23 protein-coding genes are annotated in these 25,538 nt (G+C 44.9%); 17 read left to right on the top strand and 6 right to left on the bottom strand.

The genetic code is table 11. The features are described 5' to 3' along the window. Positions 1-104: 104 nt before the first annotated feature. Complete coding sequence (locus tag LDX50_RS29895) at positions 105-1,247, bottom strand: hypothetical protein (protein ID WP_225699982.1); 1,143 nt, start codon at positions 1,245-1,247, stop codon at positions 105-107. A 308-nt stretch (positions 1,248-1,555) separates the two neighbouring features. Between LDX50_RS29895 and LDX50_RS29890 the strand changes: the two genes are divergently transcribed. From LDX50_RS29890 to LDX50_RS29865, 6 genes are all read left to right on the top strand, one after another. Then, positions 1,556-2,230 carry a C40 family peptidase gene (locus LDX50_RS29890; RefSeq protein WP_225699981.1) on the top strand — a complete coding sequence of 225 codons (675 nt, stop codon included), beginning with the start codon at positions 1,556-1,558 and terminating at the stop codon, positions 2,228-2,230. Between the two features lie 12 nt (positions 2,231-2,242). Then, the gene (locus LDX50_RS29885) at positions 2,243-3,778 is read left to right on the top strand and encodes a hypothetical protein (protein WP_225699980.1); all 1,536 of its coding nucleotides are present in this window, start codon (positions 2,243-2,245) and stop codon (positions 3,776-3,778) included. A 12-nt stretch (positions 3,779-3,790) separates the two neighbouring features. Beyond that, positions 3,791-5,512: a hypothetical protein gene (locus LDX50_RS29880; protein WP_225699979.1), complete on the top strand. Its 1,722-nt coding sequence runs from the start codon at positions 3,791-3,793 to the stop codon at positions 5,510-5,512. A gap of 17 nt (positions 5,513-5,529) precedes the next feature. Then, on the top strand, positions 5,530-6,936 hold the full coding sequence (locus tag LDX50_RS29875; RefSeq protein WP_225699978.1) for a hypothetical protein: 1,407 nt from the start codon (positions 5,530-5,532) through the stop codon (positions 6,934-6,936). 238 nt (positions 6,937-7,174) lie between these two features. Beyond that, entirely contained in the window at positions 7,175-7,357 is a 183-nt protein-coding gene (locus tag LDX50_RS29870) for a hypothetical protein (protein WP_225699977.1), read from the top strand. Positions 7,358-7,376: 19 nt separating this feature from the next. Next, a complete protein-coding gene (locus LDX50_RS29865; protein WP_225699976.1) occupies positions 7,377-7,820 on the top strand; it encodes a hypothetical protein in 444 nt (147 codons plus the stop codon). Between the two features lie 22 nt (positions 7,821-7,842). Here the strand turns inward: LDX50_RS29865 and LDX50_RS29860 are convergent, their stop codons facing one another. Beyond that, on the bottom strand, positions 7,843-8,484 hold the full coding sequence (locus tag LDX50_RS29860) for a DinB family protein (protein ID WP_225699975.1): 642 nt from the start codon (positions 8,482-8,484) through the stop codon (positions 7,843-7,845). Between the two features lie 113 nt (positions 8,485-8,597). Here LDX50_RS29860 and LDX50_RS29855 point away from each other — a divergent pair, with 113 nt between their 5' ends. The 6 genes from LDX50_RS29855 (at position 8,598) to LDX50_RS29830 (ending at position 16,107) form a co-directional block, all read left to right on the top strand. After that, on the top strand, positions 8,598-9,902 hold the full coding sequence (locus tag LDX50_RS29855) for a Zn-dependent hydrolase (RefSeq protein WP_225699974.1): 1,305 nt from the start codon (positions 8,598-8,600) through the stop codon (positions 9,900-9,902). Positions 9,903-9,997: 95 nt separating this feature from the next. Continuing rightward, positions 9,998-11,629 carry a serine hydrolase gene (locus LDX50_RS29850; RefSeq protein WP_225699973.1) on the top strand — a complete coding sequence of 544 codons (1,632 nt, stop codon included), beginning with the start codon at positions 9,998-10,000 and terminating at the stop codon, positions 11,627-11,629. Positions 11,630-11,705: 76 nt separating this feature from the next. After that, on the top strand, positions 11,706-12,221 hold the full coding sequence (locus tag LDX50_RS29845) for a hypothetical protein (RefSeq protein WP_225699972.1): 516 nt from the start codon (positions 11,706-11,708) through the stop codon (positions 12,219-12,221). Positions 12,222-12,430: 209 nt separating this feature from the next. After that, positions 12,431-12,910: a GyrI-like domain-containing protein gene (locus LDX50_RS29840; RefSeq protein ID WP_225699971.1), complete on the top strand. Its 480-nt coding sequence runs from the start codon at positions 12,431-12,433 to the stop codon at positions 12,908-12,910. An 8-nt stretch (positions 12,911-12,918) separates the two neighbouring features. Continuing rightward, complete coding sequence (locus LDX50_RS29835; RefSeq protein WP_225699970.1) at positions 12,919-13,770, top strand: alpha/beta hydrolase; 852 nt, start codon at positions 12,919-12,921, stop codon at positions 13,768-13,770. Positions 13,771-13,776: 6 nt separating this feature from the next. Continuing rightward, complete coding sequence (locus LDX50_RS29830) at positions 13,777-16,107, top strand: glycoside hydrolase family 3 protein (RefSeq protein WP_225699969.1); 2,331 nt, start codon at positions 13,777-13,779, stop codon at positions 16,105-16,107. Here the strand turns inward: LDX50_RS29830 and LDX50_RS29825 are convergent. Further along, positions 16,104-18,296 (bottom strand): transferrin receptor-like dimerization domain-containing protein, encoded by a 2,193-nt coding sequence (locus tag LDX50_RS29825; protein WP_225699968.1) that lies wholly within the window; start codon positions 18,294-18,296, stop codon positions 16,104-16,106. The genes LDX50_RS29830 and LDX50_RS29825 overlap by 4 nt on opposite strands. 93 nt (positions 18,297-18,389) lie before the next feature. On the opposite strand from LDX50_RS29825, the gene LDX50_RS29820 reads away from it, so the two are divergent. From LDX50_RS29820 to LDX50_RS29810, 3 genes are read left to right on the top strand one after another with little or no spacing between them, the layout of a single operon-like run. Next, positions 18,390-18,923 carry a GNAT family N-acetyltransferase gene (locus LDX50_RS29820; protein ID WP_225699967.1) on the top strand — a complete coding sequence of 178 codons (534 nt, stop codon included), beginning with the start codon at positions 18,390-18,392 and terminating at the stop codon, positions 18,921-18,923. 39 nt (positions 18,924-18,962) lie between these two features. Continuing rightward, positions 18,963-19,568: a dethiobiotin synthase gene (gene bioD, locus LDX50_RS29815; protein WP_225699966.1), complete on the top strand. Its 606-nt coding sequence runs from the start codon at positions 18,963-18,965 to the stop codon at positions 19,566-19,568. Positions 19,569-19,608: 40 nt separating this feature from the next. Beyond that, the gene (locus tag LDX50_RS29810; RefSeq protein WP_225699965.1) at positions 19,609-20,130 is read left to right on the top strand and encodes a hypothetical protein; all 522 of its coding nucleotides are present in this window, start codon (positions 19,609-19,611) and stop codon (positions 20,128-20,130) included. A gap of 61 nt (positions 20,131-20,191) precedes the next feature. Here the strand turns inward: LDX50_RS29810 and LDX50_RS29805 are convergent, their stop codons facing one another. After that, on the bottom strand, positions 20,192-21,541 hold the full coding sequence (locus LDX50_RS29805) for an OmpP1/FadL family transporter (RefSeq protein WP_225699964.1): 1,350 nt from the start codon (positions 21,539-21,541) through the stop codon (positions 20,192-20,194). Between the two features lie 200 nt (positions 21,542-21,741). Between LDX50_RS29805 and LDX50_RS29800 the strand changes: the two genes are divergently transcribed. Then, the gene (locus LDX50_RS29800; RefSeq protein WP_225699963.1) at positions 21,742-22,350 is read left to right on the top strand and encodes an alpha/beta hydrolase; all 609 of its coding nucleotides are present in this window, start codon (positions 21,742-21,744) and stop codon (positions 22,348-22,350) included. On the opposite strand, the gene LDX50_RS29795 is transcribed toward LDX50_RS29800, so the two are convergent. After that, on the bottom strand, positions 22,347-23,270 hold the full coding sequence (locus LDX50_RS29795; protein WP_225699962.1) for an SRPBCC family protein: 924 nt from the start codon (positions 23,268-23,270) through the stop codon (positions 22,347-22,349). The genes LDX50_RS29800 and LDX50_RS29795 overlap by 4 nt on opposite strands. 81 nt (positions 23,271-23,351) lie before the next feature. Between LDX50_RS29795 and LDX50_RS29790 the strand changes: the two genes are divergently transcribed. Then, positions 23,352-23,786, top strand: a complete 435-nt coding sequence (locus LDX50_RS29790) for a hemerythrin domain-containing protein (protein WP_225699961.1) — start codon at positions 23,352-23,354, stop codon at positions 23,784-23,786. A 1-nt stretch (position 23,787) separates the two neighbouring features. Here LDX50_RS29790 and LDX50_RS29785 read toward each other — a convergent pair whose 3' ends face one another. Next, positions 23,788-25,464 (bottom strand): glycosyl hydrolase, encoded by a 1,677-nt coding sequence (locus LDX50_RS29785; RefSeq protein ID WP_225699960.1) that lies wholly within the window; start codon positions 25,462-25,464, stop codon positions 23,788-23,790. Positions 25,465-25,538 lie beyond the last annotated feature (74 nt).

Here is a 25,538-nt window from a genome sequence, read left to right as displayed (position 1 = left end):
TAGTGATTCTGGGCGCGATGCAAAAGAATTTCCGACTGAAAAGACAATATATTACAATGGACGTGTGTATTCAATTGTGTTCCATGTAATCCGAAATATGATTTTTAGTGAATATGGCGTACGCCTTCCGTTTTCTTTTTCAGTGCAAACGGATTCAAAAAAAGGCTGCTCAATGCACTGAAGGTGAAAACTGCAAATTCATTGAACATACTGCTTACCCGAAGTTGCAGAAAATTAACCCCAAGTACATAATAGGCCAATGCGGCAATTAATCCCATGAGAGTTCCGGCGAGGAACTGTGTAACGGCTTGCTTATTGTCTTTTCGATATCCGTTCCGGATCAGGATACCCACAATTCCCCCCAGCAGCGCTGAAACCAAAAACATCCATGGAAATTGTTGCTTGATTATGATATTATTTGAGGTCCCTGAAAGCGTATTGGAGGTGGCATGAATGCTTATATTTTCAAGCCCGCTGGAGCGCAGTTTAACTTGCCTTGCCTGATTGTAGGGAAGATTGATGGTTGTTCGTTCCAGGTCACCAGAGCTCACGTGTAAGACAACCTGCTCGGAAGAGGAGGAAGATGATCCTCTGAACCTCACGGTAATTGGAATTTCTTCAATTCCCATACCCTGGATAGACTTCTTTTCCGCAATGATCTCTATAAATGGGCGCACCTTCATGAAAAAATCATACCCCTTTGGGCCGGATTTACTTGTAATGATTCTGATAGGAATGGAGTCATTAGCGAAATCTGTCTCAACGGTTATTTTTGTAAGCGGACCGTTGGTGTGATTTATATGGACATTTTCCGGAATGAAATCAACATTGGATCCGCCAAACTCTACCAGCACATTTGAATTAAGTCTCATACTGGGCTGTTCGTCGGCAACGAGTATCATCGTAAATTCACCTGACAGGTTATTTTGCTCATTCTTTTCAAGATTATCATGGGAGATTATGTAGGGTGAAAACGATACCCACTTGCCATTTTGTGCACGTTGCTTATACACTTCCGGAATTATATACAGGTCTTTAAGAGGCAAACCTGAACCGATGCGTGATTTAACTGCCTCCAACTGTGCAGAAGAAGGCTTCCTGATCTTTGTATCATATCTGATTGTTTCTGTTACCTGCTGAGGTACCTGAAATATCTGTTGGTTATGAATAATACTTAAGGAATCCAGTTGCTGTCCCGGCAAGTCATAACTAAGGAGGCATAAGAATAGAATTGCAAAATTTTTCATGATGTCTGGTATTTAAATGTGATTCTATCAGAGACCGGATGGATACATTCGGCAAATAGCAGGTGTCTATACACAGGAGCTGTGTGACCAGGTAAGTGAAGAATGGCACAGCTCTTTCTTTATGGTACACACACGCACATGAAGTTTAAAAAAAATATTGAACCGCGCATCACTATAAAAAGGTATATGACTGAAATATAGCTACTTATGGTTAGTCAACACCGATAAATTTTCGCTAATAGTGGCGATTCCCGGGGGTATTTTAAGAGGTAAATTGCTTAGAAATCATCCAGTAAACCCACATTTAAATGGAAAATTTATTAAACATCGCTACTGCTGAGATCGGAGTTAAGGAGATCAGCGGCCCGAAAGCCAACCCCCGAATCCTTCAATACGCAAAAGACCTTGGCGTAAACAATTATACGTCGGATGAAGCTGCATGGTGCAGTCTTTTCATGAATTGGGTAGCCCTGAAATCAAACCTTGAGAGATCCAATAAACTATCGGCGCGTTCCTGGTTGAATGTTGGAATTCCCATATCAAACCCTGAGCCTGGTGACATTGTCATTTTCTGGCGGGAGAGCCGTGATTCATGGAAAGGTCATGTAGGCATTTTTACCGGCTTCTCTACGGATAACACACGTGTTTATTGTCTCGGTGGAAACCAGGGAAACCAGGTATCGATAACGGCAAAGCCAATATCACGTGTTCTGGGATATCGAAGACTCCGCAACGTTCAGCCACTCGAGCTTCCCAACCGCGATCTTAAACGAGGCGACACAGGATTCGAAGTAGTTATCCTTCAAAATGCTCTTAAGCAACTGGGCTTTAACTGCGGAACTTCAGATGGGATATTCGGAAAGAAAACAGAACAGGCCCTGATCGATTTCCAGTCGACCAATGAGGACCTCGAGCTCAACGGAATCTTCAACAAGGATACCCGCAAATATTTAAAAGAAATTCTCAAATCAAATACCAATTAAAAAACAATAATCATGGCAAAGGAAGTATTACCCGAAGAATTAATGAACTCCGTACTCGGAAAGCTATATGATGTACTCACGAATGGAGATGGAGATGTTGTACCGCAATCCAAAGACAATTACCTGGCATGGCTTTCTGTTGGCATGCCCTTTCCCAAGGATGAACTTGATTTCCTTTCTGAAGGGCTCACCGGAGTGGTTAGGAAACCGCAACGGCAGGTAGCTGTCGCGGGGGAAGAACAACCACCTGAACCGGAAATTTCCGATGAGGAAAGAAGGGAGCTGCTCGGACAGGATGTTAACCGAAAATACATGCAGGCGGAAAATCTGGCAAGGCTCTGCGATATGTTACCGGATACCGGAAATGTAACGGGGGATGTGACCATGAATGTGTGGAATCCTGAAAACAATCTTTCACAGGCATATTATCATGTTTTGAAATTCAGTCAGGTTGCCAATTTTGAGCCAGACGAAGCTACAAAAGCAAAAATCGTACGCCTCCGCTCACTTTTACAGGAGAAAAAGACCAAGAAAAACCTGATCACAGAGGAGGAGGAAGAGGTTACCCAGGAAACCGAACTGGTGAAAAAGTACAACGAGAAAATGCAAAATTATTTGAACGCTGCTCTCGAGTACAACTCACACAGGATCAATGCATTGGCAGGTAATGACCCACAAGCCGTCCATTATTTTGCCATCAACGGGTCCATCTTGAGAAACAAGGTCATGGCGGCCAAACATGATTGGGTCACCAATGGGTTCAAAGAAGAATATGATCAGATCGCGGCCTATATCGGACAAGTGGAAGGTCGGAGTATGGTGACTTTAAAACAACAATACATTGACGATCTTGAGAAAGCAAGGCTTACCGGCATTGCCTCAGGTTCAGATTTCTATTTCACATCCCTTCTCCCAGGCGGATTCGCAAAGACTGATAATGGATGGACAGAATTCACTTTCAAAAGCAGTGATTACGCTTCTCACTACAAATTTGATTCAAAGAAAGGCGGAGGCGGCGGCGGATTGTCCCTCGGATTTTTCAATATAGGCGGAACCGGAAGCTATGAAGAGCAAAAGTCAACCCGGAAAATTGATACCTCCAATTTCAGCCTTTCCTTTAAAATCTGCCAGGTTGCAATCTCTCGTCCATGGTTCAACGTGAATTATCTCACAAGCAAGTATTGGAGATTCGATGAAAGTAATCCCGAATTCAAGGATAATTTCATTTCAGATGGTAAAAACCCGCCGGATGGAATGATCCCGGCATACACAACGACTGCCATATTTGTCAAAGATCTTAACCTGTACTTTGGAGAGCGGAATTCTGAGTTTGCCTCTGAAATGAAAAAAGCCAGCGGTGGTGGATTCGTTTCCTGGGGACCATTCCATGCCGGGGGTAAATATGAATCAGCAAGTCGTGAATATGATTCAAGCGTGGAATTTGATTCACAGGGAATCCGCATCAAAGGAATGCAGCTTATTGGGTTCAAGTGCCACAAGATGGATAAATCTCCGGATCCCAAACCGGATATTCAGGAATGGGTATAAAATCCAAATGATATGTCAAAACTTGCAATCATATTCAAAAAAATTGAAGAGGATTTCCATCGCGAGGTTAAGGCAAAGGGGGAATATGACATCATATTCTCCCCCTTTTCAACGGGATTCACTTATGAAGATTTCCTTTTCCTGGATTCGAATGAGGCAGCCCTGAATGCGAATAAATATCTCGATGAGCTGTATGAATTTTCTCAAATCGCGAATACAGTGCCCAGGAAAAATGACTTCTGGACAATTTCCGGAGAGCAGAAGGATTACCTGTTTAACGTTTATCAATTGATTCTCCAGAATCTCAGACTGCTGGATCCGGATACACTCAAGGCAGATATGCTCTACGAGCATCCGGTGTTTGATCAGGCATTGAATGCAATCACCCATGACGGGATTGATACATACAGGTCATTCCTGCAGCTGGCATTTAAAACTAAACGCGAAATCAGGGAACTGAAAGATTCCATGACAGCTGAAAATAAAAAGGCTGTTGAACTGGAATTGCAGCTGAAAGAAGGGAACTATGAGGACATAATCAGCGAATGGGCAGCATCCGGATTTAAAGACGAAGTTGAAAGCCGGATTCTTGAAATCATGAAGTCAGAATTCCGGAGATTCATGACTAAGCTGTCGGAAAGCAAGGCTCAGTTAGATGTCCTGAAGCGAACGCATGCTGCAAGCGGGGCAACCTACTTCGTAACCAGCTGCAGGCCGAATAATTTATACAACGGCGATGACCTGGACTGGAAACGAATTACCATCACGAAGAATGAAATTGATGCTTTTTCTGCGAGTCAGGATTATCAGATTATTTTCGACAATCAGGAATCAAATGATCTTGATATTGAGAGGATAGATTTTGATCTGCTCTATGTGAATATCACTAGGGCCTGGTTCGATAAATCCTTGCTTGAATCTCCTTTCTGGGATATAAGCCTTCTGGATAGATCAGAATTGGAAATTCCCCGCATCACTACCCAGTTAATCTTCGTTCGGAATGTAGACATCAAACTGATTACAAATTCAGCAAAAAACAACCAGATCCTTTCTCAAAAAGGAAACATGAATGCCGGACCCTTTATCCTGAATACGGCCGTCATCGGCAAACAGAAAATGGCACTCAAATCTTTTAACAAAGGCCTTAATCTTGATCGGAAAACCGTAATGGAGGTGGCTTCTGGCATCAATAAGAAAAATCAGGTCAAGGCATCCTTCATGAAGCATATGATCAGCAAAAAACAAAACCAGTTTATTCGCGTGGCACCAAAAATTAAGGAAACAAGGCGAAAAACGACTGTCCCGGGATTTGCACATATGACACTGAATCCGATGATACTCCATAAGCCCATTATAGCGACAGTTGCCACGGCTCCGAAAAAATATGTCACTTATACTTTTTCAATAATTGAAGCCGAAAGCAACGCTGCAATTCAGGCGTCAAAGGAGAACGTAAATATTGTAAGTGATGATAAAACAGTTGATTTCCAGTTAGCTCACAACCAGGTCACCTGCAACCTGTATCCTGGAAAAACCTATGAAATACAGGTTTCGGTTGATGGTTTTGAGATGCAACAACTTAATATTTCACCAGGCGAGGGTGACGCGGGAAAAAAAGTGAAACGACAAATTCTGTTAAAAGCAGAACCTAAAGACAATCTGCAGCTGATTGGAGTAATTGCCCTAAAAATCGGGCAATATCCTCATCCCTTCAGAAATGCCAATTATTTATAATTCTAAATCTTAAAAAGATGTCAAAGAAGAACCCTACATCCACCAAATCCTTTAACCCTTTTTCTCCTTATTCTAACGGAGATTCCAAGGGAGGATCAACCTCTGTCTCCAAAGGAAATACATCCACTTCGGGTAACACCAATGACAGTGATTACAGAAGCAAGGAACCTTCCGGTGATCAATATTCCGCTCCCGGAAAATCGGGCGGGAACTCAACGGTCACTACTGAAAAACAGGACTCACATGGAAGGAATACATCCGGTAATGATTCATTCAAAGAGTCATATAATACGGGAACTATATCCGAGGATTATGATAAATATGACAGATCGGAGCCAACAGAGAGAGAATCAACAGGGAATTCTAAATCAGGTGATGATCATGCCCCACAGGGTAACAATTCGAATAACCAAAGTTCCGGAAAACAACCCGAAGCCGACATGACATTTACCGAAGAGGAAGTCTATGGAGACACCTCATCGCGGGATGAAATCTTTGACAGCGAAGATTCTACAGAGAGAGATTCTTCATCAGAAAACCAGGCTACAGGATATGGATCAATCACAGAAAGCCAGCTACAGGAAGTACGGAGAAGAGTGCACATTCCGGCAGATGGATTCCTGGTGACCACGGCCCGCGGAAGAATACGCCGAAATATCGAAGTTGAACGTATCAATCAGTTACTCTCGAGGATATCTGAAGGAGGAGTTCGCGATCACATCCTTCAAACCATCCGCCTCTTTACAGAAGATAATGAAGAAAGGTCTCATTTAAACCGAAATCAGATTGATCTGCCATTTACACTTGCCGTTGCAATCAGGGAATCCGGTGTATCGACGGTTATTTCCGATTCAACATCACGGATTGTGACAGCAGGACGTGATGCTCATACCGAAGGAAGATCGGGCCTTGACTGGGTCTATGATTATAAGCGTTATTTCCCTTCCTCAATCAGAAACCAGGTACAGCAAGTACGAGGCAATACAGCAGTCGGCGGTAGCTTTCGAAGAGAGGTGAACCCGGCCTATCTCAGGCAATCGGATCTGCTTGCCGCATTTATCGTTGAGATCAGAATGAGATATCAGAGATTTCTCAGAAGATTTCACCGGCATGAATTTGCGCGTGATTTTAATGAAGAACAGCGAAACATCTTGCTCGAGAATATGACCAAAGATACAAGAAGGGCTTGGATTCAGGCCTCCTTCGGAAGCAGGCTTGTCGATCTGTTGGTAGCTGTTCGATCAAATATGCTTCAGGAGATTCGCTCAGGCCGAAGTTTCCAGGAAGTTGCCGCAGATAACATGTTGAATCTGAATTCACTCATCTCCAATGATGAAATAATGCCAGAAAATTTAAGCCGCCAAAGAACACGGATTTCAGCTGCCGAAGCATCACTTGTCGAAATGAACCTTCCGGAATTCTGAAATCCGAACAGTTTTCATAAGCACTGAATGAAATGCCGCGGTGAAATTCATATCTCACCGCGGCAGATTTATGATACAAATGAATTTCAGATTGAAAGCACAAAATAGTATATTAGATGAGGCAGTCAACGCTGTTGATTCACCTGATAAAAATAAAAAAATGCATCCCTGAAGGCGTGAACAACCTGGAATATCAGTTCATCAAAAAGTCTGTGGAATGAAAAAAATGAAATACAAAGTGCATCGAATAGACGTGAAGAGCGAAAATATGCAGGAAAGACTGGAGACGTATTTAAATATGATGGATGGTGAAGTCATTTCAATAATTCCAAACGTTCGTCCTACCTTCCAATTTATGGGTGCAACTGCAAAAATTGATTTCATTCTCGTAGTGGAGAAGTTACAAATGGATGGAGCTTAATTCGTAATAAAGAAACCTTGTGGTTCGCAAAAAAGAAAATAATTTCTTCACGGATAAACAGTCATTCAAAACGATCGACAGCAAGCGGATCGTTTACTTCCTGATTTCTGTATTGTTTTTCTTTTTGACAGAAATTGGAAGAAAGGTATACCGGCCATTCATTTACAGAAATGAGATTGATGATTTTGGTATTGCCGACAGTATTGGTAATTCCGGAGGGATTATCGTTCAAATATTTTTTACCATGGCAATATTGAACTCTCCGGAAAAGAAGTCGATCCGCGTCGTTCTTTTTCTTGTCCTTGGCTACATTCTTTATGAAATCGTCCAGCCCTATTTACCGCGAGGTGTTTTCGACTGGAAGGATATTTACGGGTCTGTAATTGGCGGAATTTTAGCGGTAATAATATTACTGATCGTAAAAAAGACTATTAAAAACAACGTGATTTACGAATTTAAATAATTAGGGGAGGCTTAACGCCTGATTATTTAATCCTGCTTCTCAGAAATTTGATCTGTCCGCCATGATTGGATTCATGCTCGCAAACATGAAACCACTTCCAGTAGGTATTGATGCTGCGCTCTGCCGTCGACCATTGCGGGTCCACCGCCATCAACCAGTCATCATCCTTCGTCTTTAATACCTCAAGGGTTTCGGCGCGCACCTCGGTTAATATCGAAACATAGTAATCCATATCATGCCCCTTGATATTTTTCCGCCCGAGATCACCCAGCGACATCGGTGCTTCCCACATTTTTTTCTCGGTGTTATTGAACCCTTCCCTGCCCTCAAAAGTGTTGATCTGATAGAATTTTTCCGTGGCCGCCAGATGCAGCAGCATCGCGCCGATCGAATTCGCATCGTCATCAAAAAGATAATCCAGCTGTTCCTGCGTCAATCCATTCGAGAAGTTGAGGACTGCAGACCGCATATAGCCAAGCATTGAAACCAGCGTCCCGATTTGAGGTGAATAGCCTTCCCGCGGACCAATTACCATCAAATCATCGGCAGCCGCAGATACAGGTGAAGAAGCTACGGCAGAAGTCATGGGAAGGATGGCGCCGGCGCCCAGCGCCGCAGCGGATTTAAGGAAATTACGTCGGGCAATCTGGGTTAAGTGATCCATTATGTCATGTTTTAGTACGATTTTAAATATACGGCTTTTTTATAAGCTGAATTCCTCCTCTTGTTCCGAATAATAAAAAATGCTATGTTCAGAGCCTCAACCACTTCCATTGCATGAAACAAATATCCTTTCTCCTGACTCTCCTTTTGATAACGGGAATTATAGCCATTACACATGCTCAGACACCCGACCTCAGGGCTAATCCCGACCGGATGCAATCACGCATTGAGGCACTATCAAAATTTGGCGCAAATCCGCAGGGAGGTGTAAGCCGTCTGGGGTTCAGTCAGGCCGACATTGAAGGACGGGCCTATATTATGGAGCTGATGAAAGCCGCCGGACTTGAAGTTCGTATCGATGCCGGAGGCAATATTATCGGCCGGCGCAAAGGACGCAACAACGATTTGCCCGTAATTCTTTTTGGCTCCCATATCGATTCGGTTCCGGAGGGTGGAAATTACGATGGTGATGTTGGGGTGATCGGCGCCCTCGAGTGTATTGAACTCCTCAATGCTAATAATATCATTACAGAGCATCCTCTGGAAGTAGTTGTGTTTTCTGAAGAAGAAGGCGGGCTGACCGGTTCGCAGGCCATGTCGGGCGGTCTCGGGCAGGATGATCTGGATCGCGTGACAACAAGTGGAAAAACGGTCCGTCAGGGCATCAATGATATTGGAGGTGATGCGGATAATATTCATACTGCGGAACGGTCTAAAGACGAATTGCTCGTTTACCTTGAATTGCATATTGAGCAGGGCGGTGTCCTTGATCAGAAAAATATTGACATAGGGATCGTTCAGGGAATTGTAGGTATTGAACAATGGCAGGTGACATTTACCGGAAAGGCAAACCATGCCGGCACCACTCCCATGAATATGCGTCAGGATGCGCTGATCGCCGCCTCGAAATTTGTGCTGGCGGTAAACCGAATCGTAACCAGCATTCCCGGAACCCAGGTAGGTACGGTAGGTATCATCAATGCGGAACCGGGCGCGCCCAATGTGATACCTGGTAAAGTAACTGCAACCCTTGAAATGCGGGAGTTGTCGCGCGATAAGATGCTAAAGCTTCATGCCCAAATTGTGGAAGAAACTAAAAAACTTGCTTCAGAGAACTCGGTGTCCGTAGAATTCAGATCCCAAAACCTGGACATCTATCCCGCCTTATCAGATCCGGGAATCATGAAATTAATCAGCGCATCTGCCACTGAATTGGGATTTTCACATCAGGAAATGCCAAGCTTCGCAGGACACGATGCACAGGACCTGGCAAAGATTACCCGGATGGCCATGGTTTTCGTACCCAGCAAGGATGGAATCAGTCATTCACCACAGGAATACACTGCCCCACAGGATATGGCCAATGGCGCAAGTGTTCTGCTTCGTACCATTCTTAAGATTGATGCCAGTGATCATTAATGACATCTTAACATAAAAACACGCCGGTCATCAGCGGGTCATTGTCGGAACCGACCGGAATTTGTAATTTATATAACACAACCAACCAAAACCCTATGAGACTGATCGCAACAGTATTTGCACTTCTTATCATTTGCGCCTCCTCAGCTCCAGCGCAGAAACTTGACAAAGAGGCGGATGCCCTTATCACGACTATGTATCCGGCCGGTGAACCCGGTGCAACAATTCTTATCGCCAAAGGAGACAATATCCTGTATCAGAAAGGATTTGGAATGGCAAACCTGGAATTGGACGTGCCCATGAGGCCGGAAATGGTCATGGAAATCGGATCCATTACAAAGCAGTTTACCGCAGTCTCAATCCTAATGCTGATGGAAGAAGGAAAGCTCAGCCTTGATGATGATATCACCAAATTCATTGAAGACTATCCAACCCACGGACACCACATCAGCATCCATCACCTTTTAACCCATACTTCCGGAATTAAAAGCTACACTTCGATGGAGGCATGGCAACCTGAATGGCGTACCGACTTCACTCCGCTGGAACTGATCGACTTTTTCAAAAATCAGCCGATGGATTTCGCTCCCGGTGAACAATGGAGCTATAATAATTCGGCATACTTCATCCTGGGATATATCATTGAAAAAGCCTCCGGCATTACCTATGAGGAGTTTGTGGAAAAAAGAATTTTCGAACCCCTTGGAATGACCAGCTCCTACTATGGTAGCATGTCGAAAATTATTGAAAACCGGGCATACGGATACCAAACCAACGAAGAGGGATATATTAACGCCGAATACCTGAGCCTTACCCAGCCATATGCCGCAGGTTCGCTCATGTCGACGGTCGGTGATCTCTACAAATGGAACAGGGCAGTAAACGCGGGAAAACTGGTGAAGAAGGAAACGCTTCAGCTGGCATTCACAAATTATAAACTGAACAATGGAGACCCGATCAATTATGGCTACGGCTGGTCCTTCAGCGATATAAATGGCAGTCCGACTATCGAGCACTCAGGCGGAATCTTTGGATACATAAGTAATGGTATCTACCTCCCGGATGAAGACGTTTACGTTGCTATCTTAACCAATTGTAATTGCAAGGATCCGGGATCGCTTTCGACAAAACTCGCTGCGATCGCCATTGGCAAACCTTATCCCGATATGGATGACGTAGTAAAGGTTAAACCGGCAGACCTGGAAAAATACCTCGGTGTTTATGAATTTGAAGACGGCGCGTTGCGCGAGTTCACCCTTGAAGAGGGTCAATTGTACAGTCAGCGTGAAAACAGCAACAAGTTTAAGGTCTTCCCTTTTGAGAAAAATAAATTTTTCTATGAAGGCACATTCTCGCAAATTGAATTCAGTGAGGACGGCAATTCGGCCACCTTCATAAATCGGGACACCCGCGTTTCCGGCAAGAAGACCGATAAGGAATTACCCAGGAACGAAGAGGTACCGGTGAGTGAAGAAATACTGAAACAGTATGCGGGCACATATAACCTTGCTCCAAATTTTGATATCGTCATGACCGTGGAAGATGGCAAACTGATGACTCAGGCGACGGGTCAGGGTAAATTTCAGCTTTTCCCAAAATCAGAAACCCGCTTCTTCCTCAAGGTGGTTCCGGCAGAGGTTGAATTTATTGAGGGTCCCGATGGCACATTCGATTCAATGATCCTGTACCAGAACGGGCAGGAAGTGAAGGGCACACGGAAGAACTGATTGCACTTCCCCTGGAATTTATGAGATATGACGATTCTCATTTTTCAGTGATGGAATTTGTTCTATTTTGAGGTTCATGACTACGTTGAATGCCACCGTTCCTGAAGAAGAATCATTTCATGTTCGTCCGAGGTTTCGAATCGAACTCGATATGCCTGTTTCAGAACTTGAAACTCGCCTGAAAAGATCCCTGGAAAAAGAGAATGCGCCGGTTAAAGGACGGGTGATAACGGGGCATGCAACATTTTATTTGCCCATTGATCAACAGCATTACTGGTCACCGCAATTGGGCATTTCTTTTGAAGAAAATAATGACGGCACACTGCTGAGAGGTCTATACGGTCCGCGTCCACAGGTATGGACCATGTTTGTCCTTTTCTATTCTATTATCGGATTTGCAGCATTGGTCATATCCGTATTTGGATTGTCATACTGGTCACTTGGAAAGCCTGTCGCATTCATGTGGTGGGTTCCCGTTCTTGGAGCACTATTTCTTACCCTGTACCTGGTGGCCTACTACGGGCAGCGACTGGGCAAAGAGCAACTGAAAATTCTGGACCGGTTTCTTAAGGACGCAATCAGAACGCCTTAGCAATTATTAATAATACTTCGGCAGACGCGCAGGCTTAACAGGGAACTCAATGCAGCAGGAAATTTACCAGTTCGCAGAATCATTTACGGCCATTTAACAGCCAATCCCACCCCGATAAACGGCGATTATACCACTAATAATACGGGTGTTTTATCTTTCTGAGGAAAATGTAACTTTAAGCTATTACCGACTACTCACCTCATCAAAGCATGAATGAACCACGGATAGCCCACTTCAATGAAACACACCTGGTGGGAATGCGTACGCACATGACGCTTGGGGAAAATAAGACCGGAGAACTTTGGCAATCATTCATGCCGCGACTTAGCGAAATCGACCGGGTTCCGGATTCAGGTCTATTTTCCGTTCAGATATATCCTGAAGGATTCAGTATGAACAGCGGTTCCGTACCATTTGAAAAATGGGCCGCAGCCCCGGTTAACAACGCAAACCTCCCGGAAGGGATGGAAGAACTTATAATTCCTTCGGGCTTGTATGCAGTCTTTTTACATCACGGACCTGCCAATACATTTCATAACACCCTTCAATTTATCTTCGGCCGCTGGCTTCCCTCTTCAACATACATGCTGGATCAGCGACCACAATTTGAGATAATGCCTCCTGGTTACAAAGGACCAGCACATCCGGACTCCGAGGAAGAAGTCTGGATTCCGATAAAACCTAAATAACTTTAACCATGAACCGACTGATAACCTTTCTCATCCTCCTGATTTGTACTGTTTCTGCGGGCGCGCAAACAGGCAAAGTATTTGACAACCTCTCGCTCCCCAGCAAGATTCTTGGAATGGAGCGGAAATTTGCCATCTATCTACCCCCTGACTATGAAACTTCAGAAAGAAGTTACCCGGTTCTTTATCTCCTTCATGGCGCGGGCGACGACCAGACCGGATGGGTGCAGTTTGGCGAAGTACTTCGTATTGCCGATAAAGCCATTCTCGAAGGATCCGCAACGGCCATGATCATAGTTATGCCCGATGCCAATACGGGCCAGCGAGGTTATTTCAATAGCATCGATGGAAAATTCCGGTATGAGGATTTCTTCTTTGAGGAATTGATGCCCTATGTAGAAGGCAAATACAGAATTAAAGGGGAGAAACGTTATCGGGCTGTTGCCGGACTCTCCATGGGAGGTGGTGGCACATTCATGTATGCCCTGCATCATCCGGAGCTTTTTTCATCTGCATGTCCGCTGAGCGCGTACGTGGGTCCGCTTTCGATGGAGCAAATGAAGCAGCGCATAAATGGTGATTACGATGATGAAACCATGCAGACGTATTTCGAAAAACACAATGCTATTTCACTGATTAATAATGGTGATGCCGATAAGATCAATTCCGTACGCTGGTTCATTGATTGCGGTGATGATGATTTCCTGTATGAAGGCAACAGTCTGGTCCATATTGCCATGAAAAAGAAAGAGATCCGCCATGAATACAGGGTACGCAACGGAGCGCATAACTGGACCTACTGGCGTGAATCATTGCCCGTTGTACTTTCCTTTATTTCAGACGCCTTCCACCAATATTAAAAACAAATGAAATTTTTAGCCTCACTGCTTCTTGCAGCCTCAATATTTCTATTCTCCTGTGGTCCCAAATGGTCTGAGAAAGAACAGAATGGAATAATGATCGTAACCCAGGAGGACGGTCCGACGCTTGGATATTCCCCTGAATCGGGAGTTACTATTTTAACAGCCGGCCGCCAGGCCTTCAAGGATCTGAATAAGAACGGAAGCCTGGATCCCTATGAAGACTGGCGCCTGTCGGTCGATGAAAGGGCAGCAGATTTGGCTTCGAAAATGAGCATCGAACAAATAGCAGGACTGATGCTTTACAGCGGCCATCAACGCATTCCCGGAGGCGGTTTTGGCAGAGGCGGTACCTATAATGGAAAATATTTTGATGAAGGTGGGGCATTGCCTTCTGATCTGACCGATCAGCAAATAGAATTTCTAACGAACGATAATCTGCGCCACGTACTCATCACAACCGTAGAGAGCGCAGAGGTGGCTGCCCAATGGAATAATAACGCCCAGGCGCTGGTGGAAGGCCTCGGACTGGGAATTCCGGCAAATAACAGTTCAGATCCCCGTCATGAAGCAAGCAGCGATGAAGAATACACGCTCGGCGCGGGCGGAGATATTTCCCGATGGCCTGGCTCTATCGGACTGGCGGCTTCATTCGATCCTCAACTAGTTCGGGACTTCGGAACGATTGCCTCGGATGAATACCGGGCATTAGGAATTTCAACCGCACTTTCACCTCAGGTAGACCTTGCCACCGACCCGAGATGGTATCGCTTCGGCGGAACTTTTGGTCCAAGTCCGAAACTAACCACCGACATGGGCAAAGCCTATATAGAGGGCTTCCAGACTTCTTTCGGAGGTGATGAAATCAGCAATGGCTGGGGATTCAAAAGTGTGAATGCGATGACCAAGCACTGGCCCGGCGGTGGAAGCGGTGAGGGCGGCAGGGATGCCCACTATGGTTTCGGAAAATTCGCGGTATTCCCTGGAAATAATCAGCAAATGCATATGACCCCCTTCGTAGAGGGTGCCTTCAAACTGGATGGAGGTACAGGAATGACTGCTGCCATTATGCCCTATTATACCATATCCTTTGATCAAAACCCGGAAGGCGAAAATGTGGGCAATGCCTTCAGCAAATATTTCATAACAGATCTGCTTCGTGACAAATATCAATATGACGGTGTTGTTTGTACTGACTGGGGAGTCACCCGGGATGATGAGGGAATGGCTGTATTTGGAAGAACGCCCTGGGGAGTTGAAGACTTAACTGTCGCAGAGCGCCACTACAAAATTATTCTTGCCGGATGTGATCAGTTTGGTGGAAATAATGATGCAGAGCCAGTTTTGGAGGCCTATGAGATGGGTAAAAAAGAGTTTGGAGAAGAGGCTATCCGGGCACGGTTCGAAAAGTCAGCCGTACGTCTGCTTCGCAACATTTTCCGGGTTGGACTTTTTGAAAATCCCTATGTCGATATAGAAGAGACCAGAGCGACAGTGGGTAAACCGGAATACATGGCGGCCGGGTTTGAAGCTCAGAAAAAGTCGGTGGTAATGCTAAAAAATAAAGATAATATCATGCCGCTTGATGCTTCAAAGAAGGTCTATATGCCGAAAAGGATGGTCCCCGCTTCAAGTAATTTCTTTGGGGAAGTGATCCCGGCAAGTATTGAATTGCCGGTAAAGCAAAACATCCTTGAGAATTATGTTGGATTCACAGAGGATCCGGCTGAAGCGGATGTGGCAATAATTGTCATCCACGGTCCGCAAAACGGGCGAACCGGCGGCTATAGTGAAGAAGACCGGAACAAGGGTGGTAACGGGTTCCTTCCCATCAGTCTCCAATATGGGGAATACACCGCAGTGGATGCCCGAGAAAGCAGCATCGCAGGCGATTCGAGGGAAACCGATGTCCTCAACCGCAGCTACAGAAACAAAACGGTTACAGCACAGAATTATTCAGACCTGATCATGATTCGGGAAACAGTAGCGGCTATGAATGGCAAGCCGGTAATCGTGATATTGAAAACCTCAAATCCCGTAGTGATTTCAGAAGTTGAAGCAGAAGTTGATGGATTACTCGTTAATTTCTTTGTATCTGATCAGGCCGTTTTCGAGATCATCTCGGGAAAACAGGAACCATCCGGATTATTGCCTATGCAAATGCCTGCGAACATGAGTACAGTAGAAACCCAGTACGAAGATGTCCCGTTTGATCTGGAGGTCCACGTCGATACCGAGGGTCATGCCTATGACTTTGCTTACGGCATGAACTGGAACGGTGTGATCAATGACGAACGCGTTGAAAAATACAGACCCGGAAGTAAGAATTCTGATTAATTCCTTGCTGTCTCAAGTATCTGTTGAAGTGAGCCGTTGAATTGTGCCAGTGTTTCTGCAACAACCCTGATCTGTTCAGCGGCTTCCTTCCATTCTTCCTGTTCAACAGCCTCCCGAATCCCGGGCAGTGTTTTCACCCCGTAGCCGGTATAAAAACCCGGCGCATAGATCATATGCTGATACCACGGACGGCGGGGCAAACCCTTATTATTGGTGAGCGATTGTTCCAGTTTTTGTAGTTCCTTATTGACAGCAGTACGTTTAGATGCCGGAATCGCATCCATATCTACAGCCGCAAGAGAATCAATGGTTACTGTTAGTGCAGCCATTGCATTTTGCACAGGAGAAAAATCAATATATGGAACCACCGGCTTTATTTCCGGTTTCACAAAAGGCTTTGTTGGATCTGCGGCCAGCTCAAATGCCCGGCTCTCTACCATTTCGTTATATTTTTCACGCTTCTCCCTCATATCATCCGTAAGTTTCATGATCTCGTCAAGATAGGTGGATACCGTCCTGTACCATGGTTTGAATGTAAGCGGGAGGACATCGGCATTCGCCATCCGCAAAACAATCCTTCCGGTTGTTTTTGCCAGCGCGATACCGTATGAAAAGTCAGGATCCTTGAATCTTTTATAATGCGTATAAGTATCGTAAATTGTGTGATACTCACCACCGGAACCTTCCCCTCCGAATCCGATATTGAGCGAAGTGATTCCCGCATGCTGCAGAAAAGGTGTATAGTCTGAACCGGACCCAAGTGCACTCAATTTAAACTCCGCATCTTCTCCCATTACCTTCAGGGCTGCCTTGCGTCTGTCGGCAACCGAAACGTTGGTCTGGGGATCCGTCACGCTTTCCGCCACCTGGTTCACCATTGTCTCCAGGGTGTGAGACCCTCCGGCTGATAAAAACCCGCGGCTGTTACCATCGGTATTTACATAGATCACGGTTTTCTCCTGAAGCTCCGACATATGATCTTCAACCCATTCGGTTGACCCAATGAGTCCGGGTTCCTCCGCATCCCAGGCACAATAGATCATGGTGCGTTTAGGACGGTTTCCTGCTTTTGCCAGCTCTCCTACCACCCTGGCTTCTTCCATTAAAGCTACCATGCCACTTACCGGGTCAGAAGCTCCATGAACCCATGCATCATGGTGATTCCCCCGAATGACCCATTCGTCGGGTAATTCCGAACCCGGCATCACAGCAATTACATTGTGGGCCGGTTTCAATTGCCAGTCAAATTCGAGTTTCAGATGAACACGGGCAGGGCCGGGACCAATATGATAGGTAACAGGCAACGCGCCACGCCAGTTTTCCGGCGCAACGGGTCCCTGAAGTGCCTCCAGCAACGGCTTTGCATCCTCATATGAAATGGGTAAAACAGGAATGGCAGTAATTGTTGGCGCGTCTTTGCGATCAAGCCGCTCTGCATCCGCCGTCGCTGCATATCCTGGCGTAAGCACGTCTCCGGGATAGGTGGGCATATCCATTACCGAACCACGCTGGACGCCCGTACTGTTCTTAAACGCCCCTTTGGGATACACATCTCCCTGGTAATATCCGTCATCTTTCGGGTCTGAATAGATGATACATCCGATGGCCCCCTTTTCCGCTGCCAGTTTCGGTTTGATTCCGCGCCAGGATCCATAATACTTGGCAATTACGATCTTCCCTTTTACATCGATGCCAAGTTCTTCAAGCTTTTCATAATCAGCGGGAACACCATAATTCACAAAGACCAGTTCGGCTTCCACATCCCCGTCTGCTGAAAACGCATTGTACGATGGCAACAGCTCCTTACCCTGCCGGGTAAACCCGTCTCCCTCCACCGCTACAGCCGACAATTTAGCCTTGTACTTCTGTGGCCCGGTCATTTCCAGCAAACGTAATTTGGGATAGGGAAATAATACCTGGTAGGTCTCAATGCGCGCATCATACCCCCAGGATCTGAATTGTTCAGCCATCCACTCCGCATTCTGTCTGCCATAGTCGGTACCCACATAATGAGGCCTTGCTGCCATCTTCTGCATCCATACATCCAGATTTTCAGGGTTGAGAAGATTGTCAAATTTCTTTTCCAGTTCCAGCTGAGCGGCAGCGCCCTCCTCGCTGAAACCCGTGACGGTCTGACCAAAGACAGGATGAATAAAAAGAAGTGAACAAAGAAAAAGGAGAATTCGCATAACAGGTTTGTTTAAGTTCAGTGACTTAATAAAAATAGTTATTTTCAGACATACTATGTTCATTAAAACAGATTCAGAAATTATTTGCCAGCCATGAAAATTGAAATACGGCAGGAAACTCTTTCAGATCATACCGATGTGGAAAAAATAATCTGCGCGGCCTTTGCCGATTTGCTGATCAGTGACAAAACCGAACACATACTCGTAAAGCGACTGAGAAAATCTGAAGCTTTTATTCCGGAACTTTCGTTGGTAGCTGAGGCAGACGGACGGACGGCAGGGCATGTTCTTCTCACTAAACTTGAGCTCGAGGCAGAGGATGGTATACGTGTTCCGGCACTCGGACTGGCACCGATCAGTGTGCTTCCGGAATTTCAGCGAATGGGGATCGGTAAAGAACTTATACTTAAAGCGCATGAGATAGCGAAAAAGACGGAAGCGGCATGCATTCTCCTGGTGGGACATGAGGATTATTATCCCCGGTTTGGATACGAGCGAACGAGCAAATACAACATTCATTTTCCATTTGAAATTCCGGATGAGAATGGGATGGTTTATATCCTTGATGCCTTAAAAATGCCTAAAACACCATCAACCGTAGTATATCCCAGGGCATTTTTCGAATAGAATTATTGATTGAGGAAAAGTCCGTTTAACTTCGGAAGCATGATTACTTCAAAACAATTTTTCGTTTCAGCCATAGGTACCGATAGTGGTAAAACACTCATCAGTGCGATCCTTGCACGCCACCTCAACGCAGATTATTGGAAACCCATTCAGGCAGGTGATCCACGTGATTCCGAAGAGGTTGCAAGGCTCACAGGAAATACACTCACCATCCATCCGGAGCGGTACCATCTAAAATTGCCTGCTTCCCCCCACCTTGCCGCAAAAGAAGAAGGAATCACGATTTCACTGAATGATTTTGAACTCCCCTCGACAGGAAACCTGATTGTGGAAGGTGCCGGCGGACTTATGGTTCCGCTGAACGACGATGACCTTGTTATTGATCTGCCATTAAAGTGGAATATGCCGATCATCCTGGTTTGTAACATTTACCTCGGAAGTATCAACCACAGCCTGCTCAGTATTGAATACCTGAAGAACCGAAATGCTAATGTAGCAGGTATTATTTTCAATGGTCCGGAAACACGCTCTACCGAATCCATTATTGAACAAAAATGTCCGTGGCCCGTCTTACTGCGGGTTCGGAAAATTGATAATCTGTCCGGGCAAAGCATTGAGCATTATGCTTCTCAGGTGAAGTTTTAAAAATGAAGGGTTTATTTGAATAAAGATTTTAAACAGAAACATGGGAAACGCAACGCAGATCGATATCAAACAGGAATACCTCATACCCTTTCATATCCGGATTCTGGGGTTATTCCTCCTCATACTGGGCACTGTCGGAACAGCGTTAAGCCTGTACCTGTTGCTGACTGCCGGAACCTACGACTGGCTGCTGTGGCTTGCACCTCTACTGGGTATTTTAGGAGCGTTTATTTTTTATTCCCACTACCGATTGCAAATCGATCTGAAGGACAGGACATACACCGTCGTCACCAGAATTCCATTCATTAAGGCGGGCAAACCAGAAAGATTTGAACACATCACGAAAATTTATATCAACGAGGTAAAGGAAACAACGACCTATACGACGCGGGCAGCGATGCGATATGACAGCACGAATAAATTATATAAAGCCTTCATGAAATTGAATACCGGCGAGAAGGTTCATATGGATACCGACAAGATTCAGGAGGATCTTGAAGCACGGGTTAAAAAGTATTTAGAAAAACTGGGAGATATTTATCAGCCGGAAAGAGAGCTGTAACAGGAAGGGCGTGTCCTTTGCGGATCACGCCCTCGAATAAAGCCAGCATGACTCTAAACGTTTATTTACCCTTGAACCTGTAACTGAATCCAACCATAACCAGGTCGGTGGTCATTTCATAGGATACATTAGAGCCCGGGATCGCTCCCAGAGGATTTTCTGAATTGATCATCATAGGACTATACATCGGGCCACTTGTTGCATCACTTCCGCTCGATCCGTGATGATATGTCGCATCAATCGAAATGAAATCACTTGCCAACACGCTGAAACCAACCTGGAACGCATTTTTGATGATCGCAGTCGCGGGTACATTGAAGAATGCCATTTCACTGTTGATCGGGTTGGAGTTATAGGTGTATCCAACACGCAGCGGAACCATTGATATGCCCCTGAACTGCAATCCGGCGGATATGATATTGATATTTTCCCATCCGAATCCCTTCACGCTGGCGGTCTGTGTCCAGCCGGATTCATTGAATCCATCTGTGCCTTCATAATTGACCAGCCTGTAATCGGCAGCAAGGTCAAATTTACCCATTGTATAACCCACACCAAATGACAGGATGGACGGATAATCCATGTTAAACTTGCTCTTTGCCTTTGAATTATCAAGGTAGGTATTGTCGAATTCAAAATCACTGAACGACTGAACGGTTTTGTAGGATGCTCCAAGTTTTAACCCTGAACCGGAATCAAAGAATAAACCGAATTGCGCGCCATAACCGATGGAAGAGGCCTTGTCAGTGGAAGGATATCCTGCCATGGAAGGGTTTGCAGTAGGGTTGGGCATTAATTCAAGCGTGGCATAATTGAATGTCGGCTGAATACCTATACTGAACTTCTCAGTGATTTCATACGCCCAGGTAAAACCCATTTGGAATAATCCGTAATCAGATTCAATCCTGCCAAAGCCCATGGCTTGCTGAGGATAGTTGATCGGGTTGGAGTTCTCCATAGGATTGAAAGCGGGGTTCAGAGGGTTATTGCTTTCTTCGGGAAAAGTTACTCCAAATCCACTGATACCAAAGGCTGAAGCGGCAAATGTGTGCCGGCTGTCTTCTTTTCCCCATAGCATTGCCAATGCAGGCATGGGTGAAACACCACGATCATCCTGGGTTGTACCGCTTACACCCGGTGCGCCTGGTCCAAGCATACCGGCCGGAAGTGATGAACTTAACTTCGGCGAAGAAAAGAACAGTCCAACATCAAGTTTAATTATTTTAGAGTCAAAGGCTGAAATGGAAGCCGGGTTCCATTGAATTGCTCCCGAAATATCCAGGGGCTGCCCGGTAGCTGCCCCGCCCATTGACATGTTAACGGCCCCAACTCCCTGCATAATATGACCAGATTGGGAGAAGGCCAGGGTCGAAAACATCATCAGAATCAATTGTAAATAGTACGTTTTCATGATTAATGTTTCTTTGTGAATTAATGCATTAAAATTAGTTGGAACGCGGTCGGAATAGAATGATAAAGTTCATGGCAATGCATGATTAAGTATTCGTAATAACCGGGAACTTTTACCGGAAATGAGTATTTTGAGAAAGAATTGAATCCATCGAATTGAAATTCCGCGTACTCATTATATCGTTAATAAATCTCTGCATTATGGCCTGTGGCAATTCAGAAGAAAGAAGCTCCCAATCGGATAAAAGCAGGGGGTATCTGATCTACCTTCATGGTGCTATTGTTCAGCAGCAGGGACCGGAAGCGGTAAGTGAACAATTCGGGCCATACCTTTACCAAACGATACTTGACTCCCTTACAAATAAGGGGTTTCAGGTCATTTCCGAGGTACGTCCAAAAGATGCTGAAATCGGAAGTTATGCTGTGAAAGTCCAAAGACAGGTCCGGGAATTAATCGAAAAAGGTGCAAAGCCCTCAGAAATAACGATTCTGGGAGCCTCAATGGGGGCTTACATAGCACTGGAAGCTTCGTTGCTTCTCGACAATCCGGAGATCCGCTATGTTACCCTTGGCCTGTGCGGAGAATCGGGCATCAATTATTTTTTAAAATCTAAAAATAAGTTCAAGGGTAAATTTTTGTCGATTTATGAACTTTCCGATTCAAGGGGATCATGTGCCCCACTCTTTGAAAATAACCTTGGGGCAAGCTTTTCTGAAGTCGCCATCAATACCGGACTGGACCATGGATTTCTATTCAGACCACTCGATGAATGGGTTGAACCCATTATTACCTGGCGATTGAATAACTAAACTACGGGAAAATTGATATCCGTGATCAGCTGATCATCCGGAACATCCCCGGGCATATTCACATACACTTCAAACGGATCAATTTTACGGGCTGATTTGAACGATTTGGATCGCTTCATACTGTATTGAGCAGTCCAGGCATTTCCCAGGTGGGTATAAGATCCGATATGGCGGATGGTATGGACCTTCGCGGGCGGAATATTACCTAAAAATGTACCTGCAGGCAGTTTTGCGTCAAGATCTTTTACAGGTATTGCAGCGGTATAATCAATATTATTTCCAACCATATCCCATTTATGATATATGGAAAACGCATTGCCTGCCAATACCCCTTCATTATTCTTCACCAGGCTCCACAATCTTTCAAAATCATTTTTCATATTACTGCTCAATGATTCACGCGTGCACGCCGTCCTGATACCCACATAGGTACATCCGGAATATTCATTAAATCCCTTGAATTCAAGTTTCGAGCCGACCTTGTCATACTCTACATAATCCTTAAGAAGGTTCAATCCTCGTTCATAATCCATCCCTACAAATGCCTCCATAGACTTCTTCATCCAGAACATAAAGAAAGGAAGGCTGCTATCCATATACCACGTGACATGCGAATGATCGCCGTGGCCATGCATTTCAAAACGAACTTTTGCCGTAGACTTCCAGGGTTTCAGAAACGTAAGATCATAATCCACTACGGCATAGGGCTTTTCATTTGTGATCCTCATATTTCCGCTTCCAACGCGTTCACCTTCCCATTCATAATACCTGGCATCATCGGCAATGGTAACAGAAGCTTCCGGCTCCATAATCAGCCAGGGAGACCATGCGGTCCAGTGATTAAAATCGTTTACGGTTCTGTACACCTTTTCAACGGGTGCATCAATGCGAATTGTTCGCTCAACGTGCATTTTCGGCATGGCTGATTTATTAGTTGATTGAAGATCAATATACTAAATTAGAAGAAGAAAAAATTCAGAATCGAATCACTACCGCTCAAAATGAAACGACACCCTGCCCTGATTCCCCTATCAAGATTTCACAGGAGCATGTTATTCCTTGCACTTATTGCACGGGAAAATGCGCCCGTGATTAAGGGGTATCCGGAAAAGGTAGATGACCGCATACGTTTTGCTGTTAATTTCTATTCTGAGAAACTGCAGTCCCACTTTAAACAGGAAAGTAAAATTTGGGAGTATGTCCGAATGAAACATCCTGCACTTATCCCTCTGATCGATGAACTTCAGGCTGAAAGAAATGAAATCAATTTATTGTTCCGTTCGTTATCCCTGGAAGGTTCTGAAACTGATTTCTTCGCCCTTGGCCCATTGCTTGAAAAGCACGTTCGAAAAGAAGAACGTCAGCTATTTCAGCAAATTCAATCCGTCGCCGATGAAAATGACCTCGCATGGATAGAATCAGTCCTGGCTAACTGATTCAACGATCAAGTACTGATATAAACAACTCAAAAGATTCCTGTGTAATACTCCAGTCAGGGGGCTTCATTCCTTCACCCCAGACCTCCGGGTTATCGACCATGTTAAAATAATTTACTCCCATAATTTCCGGATGTTCACGGATAACGTTGGCAGCTCCTTCAAGCCAGAGATTTTGATACTCTTCAGGTCCTTTTACTCCGAATTCAGTAATGAAAATTGGCTTGTTCACAAATCTCATCCTTCTGATCTTTCTGTTGTAGATGGTCTCAAAAGATTCCTGTTTTAATGGATCCGTTATATTCTTATCGGGCAATCCATAAACAGCAATGCTGATCATATCAACATATTTGTCACCCGGCCACCATTCGAGCGATCCACGGTCTCCGGCAGGACCCCATACCTTAATTACAGCGGGAATATTTTGAGATGCCAGCTCCATAAAATGGCGAAAGGCCTGGATGTAAAGCACCGGATCCTGGCTCTGCCAGGGGTAACGCAGAATCGGGATCTCCATCTCATGGGCAAACCTCAAATAAATCTTCTGTTCTGAAGTATTGAGAATTTGAAAGAGCATATGAAATAACGAGTCATATTTTCCGTCGACAATTTTTTGCAGAACAGACCTATCCAACTCATCCGCAGTGGGATACATCGGCTCCATGGTCACGATTACATCATGACCTCTGTCAACCACTCCTGAATAAGCCTCCCTGAATCTACCATCTGAAATTCGCTCAAAGTCCACAAATAAATGCTCGACATTCAATGCAGGATTATCCACCAGCACCTTTGCCGGATCGTACAACCCGATCATAACCTTCCCCGTTCTGAGAATCTTCCTTTCCGTCGGAATTCCCTGAATTTCATAAATTGAACTCAGACTTTTTCTTTCCCGAATCAGCTCCGATGAACCTTGAGGAAATTCCTGATTACTGAGGATCATCACGGGAACATCAAAAAATCTCAACCGGTGAAGTTTCCTTTTAAGTTCCATGAGCGATGAACCTTCTTTTGGATATGTGGTCATCATTGCTTCAGAACTGCTATTCAGGGTTATACTGGCCATATCTACATATTCCGTACCCGGCCAGAATTCTGCTGCCCCGGGATATCCCGCCGGTGCCCAAACCATTTTTGTTTCCGGGGCATAAATTCCGACAATGGAATCCAGGTGACGATAGGCCCTGATGTAATCATACGGCCGGTTTTGCCATGGATACAGACCAGCAGGAACTTCCATTTCCGGATTCCAGCGGAGAAACATATTATGACGTTTTGAAAGAACCTCTTCACAAAGCTGAATTATCAGGGCATCGAAATCGCCTTTGAACAATTCCACAAGTGACTGATGTGTATTCCTGTGATAAAAATGAGGCTCCCATGTTTCAATCGTAAGCAGGACAGGATCCTCAGCAGGAACCGAATCAAGTGCAGCACTATTGAGACCAGCAAAAAGAGAACGACCGATTCGCAAATTAAAATGCTTAAATTGCTCATTATCAATAGTTTCAAAGGATGGTTCAATTCCTCCGGAATCAAATATGGCAACGATTTGCTGCTCCTTATCGTCCAACACTATCGTGTAATCATTTGTCAGGTTACCATGCTTCAACACCACTGTATACAGAACAAGCAGCATGCACAAAACCAATAAGAGGATAACGATCCTTTTCATACCTGTTTAATATGGTTTCCTGGCAACTGGTAAATGGTCGCACTTAATATTCCATGCTGAATAAAATAAATTCT

It is taken from the genome of Fulvivirga sedimenti (genome assembly GCF_020328055.1).
Note: the sequence above shows the minus strand (reverse complement) of the source record. Positions and strands in the feature narration are given on the sequence as shown.